5 protein-coding genes are annotated in these 3,235 nt (G+C 45.6%); all 5 read left to right on the top strand.

Translation table 11 applies throughout. From position 1 onward, the window contains the following. Positions 1-261 (top strand): dihydrodipicolinate synthase family protein (locus ACTIE6_RS21165; protein WP_439558531.1); only part of this gene is annotated, 261 nt, incomplete at its 5' end. Beyond that, positions 261-1,322 carry an aminotransferase class V-fold PLP-dependent enzyme gene (locus ACTIE6_RS21160; RefSeq protein ID WP_439558530.1) on the top strand — a complete coding sequence of 354 codons (1,062 nt, stop codon included), beginning with the start codon at positions 261-263 and terminating at the stop codon, positions 1,320-1,322. The genes ACTIE6_RS21165 and ACTIE6_RS21160, both read left to right, overlap by 1 nt. 67 nt (positions 1,323-1,389) lie before the next feature. After that, entirely contained in the window at positions 1,390-2,103 is a 714-nt protein-coding gene (locus tag ACTIE6_RS21155) for an NUDIX hydrolase (RefSeq protein WP_439558529.1), read from the top strand. 78 nt (positions 2,104-2,181) lie between these two features. After that, the gene (locus ACTIE6_RS21150) at positions 2,182-2,751 is read left to right on the top strand and encodes a MarC family protein (RefSeq protein ID WP_439558528.1); all 570 of its coding nucleotides are present in this window, start codon (positions 2,182-2,184) and stop codon (positions 2,749-2,751) included. A 62-nt stretch (positions 2,752-2,813) separates the two neighbouring features. Further along, on the top strand, positions 2,814-3,235 hold a 422-nt coding region (locus tag ACTIE6_RS21145), incomplete at its 3' end, for a hypothetical protein (protein ID WP_439558527.1).

The raw sequence follows: 3,235 nt of genomic DNA, 5'->3' as shown, positions 1-3,235 counted from the left end.
ATCGCCAATGCATTTCCAAAAGAGTTTGGTGAACTGACCTGGCACGCGCTGGAAGGACGTTTCAGGGAGGCCGCCAGGTTACAGCTCTCATTCCTGGAATTCGATACCTTGCTGTACATCGAATCCAATCCGGTTGGGATTAAGAAATGCTTGGAAATAAAAGGAATATGTAGCTCAAATGTACGCTTGCCACTTTTGAAAGCTTCTCAGGAGCTGGGTGAAAAGCTTGAAAAAGCGATGATACGCGAAGGATTTATATAATGATTACATTTTATCCCGGGCCCTCCAAAGTTTACGATGAGGTTGGTCAATATTTGCAGGAAGCGGTTGAAAGTGGAGTGATCAGTGCGAACCACCGGAGTGGTTCCTTTATGCAAATGATGGAAGAAACCATCAGCAACCTGAAATCCAAACTGGACGTTCCTGCGGATTACGAAGTTTATTTTGTTTCCTCAGCCACTGAATGCTGGGAGATTATTGCGCAATCGCTGATTTCGGTGCCGAGCCTGCATATCTATAATGGTGCATTCGGTGAAAAGTGGATGGAGTACACCCAAAAACTTACCTCTGGCGCAAGCGGACTTTCATTCGATATGAATGAACTCCCGGATCTTCCTTTTGCAAGTAAACTGTCTGGCAGCGAGGTAATTTGCCTTACCCACAATGAAACTTCCAATGGAACTGCGCTTCCCGCCGGATTCCTCGAATCTTTGAGATCGGAAGGAGATAACCTCATTGCAGTGGATGCGACTTCCTCTATGGCTGGCGTGGTACTTCCCTGGCAGTCAGCGGATATCTGGTATGCTTCTGTCCAAAAATGCTTCGGTCTTCCTGCCGGAATGGGCGTGCTGATCGTTTCCCCAAAAGCAATTGAACGCGCCGAGGAAATCGGGGAAAGAAAGCATTATAATAGTTTGCTTTTCATACGCGAGAACTTCCTCAAAAACCAGACTCCATTTACACCCAATACATTGTGTATCTACCTGCTCAACAAGATCATGCAGCAGGTAAAGCCCATTAGCGAGGTAGCCGAACAAACCAGGTTGCGCAGCGCTGGCTGGTATCGTTTCCTGTCTTCCAATAAGTATAATCTGCTCGTTAAGAACGAAGCTGCCCGGTCTGAAACGGTAATTGCAGTGAGCAATACACCACAACGGATTACGGAGATCAAAGAAGCAGCCAGGAAGAACGGGATCACACTCGGGAACGGATATGGAAAACACAAGGATACCAGCTTCCGGATTGCCAATTTCCCTGCTATATCCGACCAGGAAATAGCAGCTTTGCAGTATTTTCTCGCTGAAATGGCGCGAAAGCAGTAATGAGTAGTAAACGGAAAGGTTTGTATTTAGTAAATAAAATCAACACCATTTCCCGCCATTTTTAGTTGTGCGTTTAGACCTATTAAAGCAATACCAGGCGCAAACAAAATGCCTCGTGGCCCTGGACTCCATCATTTTCGGCTTTGATGGGGAAGAATTAAAATTACTGCTCGTTAAAAGGGGAATCGAAGATGAAGACCGGACCTGGTCTTTGATGGGCGGCTGGGTGCAGCCCGATGAAAGTCTGGAAGGCGCATCTTCCCGCATTCTGTTCGAGCTTACTAATCTGAAAGATATTTACCTGGAACAGCTGCATACCTTCGGTAGTCCGGATCGCGATCCCGTAGAGCGCACAGTTTCAGTAGCTTATTTCGCATTGATCAATGTGGAGGATTACGCGCACAAGATTTCCAGGAATTTTGAGGCGCAATGGTTTTCGGTACAAGAGCTTCCGAATCTGCTGTTTGACCATGGATCTATGGTAGATATGGCAATCCAGCACCTGCGATACAAAGCTTCCCAGCACCCGATCGGATTTGAGCTGCTTCCCGAAAAATTCACCATTCCTCAATTACAAAAGCTTTACGAGGCAATTTTTGGGACCGAACTGGACAAGCGCAATTTCAGCCGCAAACTGCTCTCTACCAATCTGCTGATCAAGCTCGACGAAAAGCAAAAAGGATACTCTAAAAAGGGTGCATTCTTTTACAAAATAGATGAAGAGAAGTACAAAAAGCAGTTTAATACTTTTCTAAATTTTCTTCCCGGCAGCGGTTCCTGAATACCGAAAAATACTTTCATATGTAAAGTATATTGACGATTTTGAGCAACTTTGCGGTTCTACCTCAATGGTCGCCGCATGTTCAATTTCAAAGAAATCGTTTCCGTCACCCTCATTCTTTTCTCCGTAATCGATGTACTCGGCTCACTGCCGGTGATTGTTGATTTCAGGAAAAAGCTCGGGAAAATCGAATCCGAAAAGGCTACGATCACGGCTGGGATCATTATGGTCGTGTTTCTTTTTCTGGGTGAAAGGCTGTTGAGTCTTTTTGGGGTAGATGTGGCTTCTTTCGCCATTGCGGGTGCGATTATCCTCTTTTTGTTGGGATTGGAAATGATCCTCGGACGAAATATTTTCAAACACGATAACCTCGATGTGGGTGTCGCCTCCATTGTCCCGATTGCCTTCCCCATTATTGCCGGAGCTGCTACCATGACCACCTTGCTCGCATTGCGTTCCGCTTACCAAATCCAGAACATCCTTGTAGGTATCCTGCTCAATCTTTTTTTCGTATACCTGGTTTTAAAATCATCGACCTGGATCGAGAAAAAGCTCGGGCAGGGAGGTACGGATGTACTCAGGAAGATTTTCGGGATTATCCTCCTGGCAATTGCGATTAAGTTATTTAAGACCAATCTGGTGCTCTAATGCTGGGAAGCGGCTGACAACTTTTTAATAGACAAGACATTTAAAATTAATCTCATACGACAATGCAACAACTGGATAGCCTTAATCAAGTCGCCGAATTTCACAAAACATTCAAGCACCCGATCGTAGCCGCCCCTGCTATCCCGTCAGAAGAGCGCAGCAGGTTGCGTGTGGCGTTGTTAGCGGAAGAGTTGAAAGAACTCGAAGTAGCGATTCTCGAAAAAGACATTGTGGAAGTAGCAGACGCATTGTGCGACCTGCAATATGTATTATCAGGCGCGGTGCTGGAATTTGGTTTAGGTGAAAAATTCAGGGAGTTATTTGATGAAGTGCAACGCTCGAACATGTCCAAAGCCTGCTTGACCGTGGAGGAAGCAGAGGCGACCGTAGCGCATTACCAGGCAAAAGGTACCGAATGTTATTTCAAAGAAGACAATGGTAAGTACCTCGTATACAGAAGTTCGGACGATAAAACTTTGAAGAA

This window comes from Dyadobacter sp. (genome assembly GCF_051859145.1).
Classification (GTDB): Bacteria; Bacteroidota; Bacteroidia; order Cytophagales; family Spirosomataceae; genus Dyadobacter.
The sequence above is the reverse complement of the archived record's forward strand: the minus strand, read 5'-3'. Positions and strand labels throughout refer to the sequence as shown.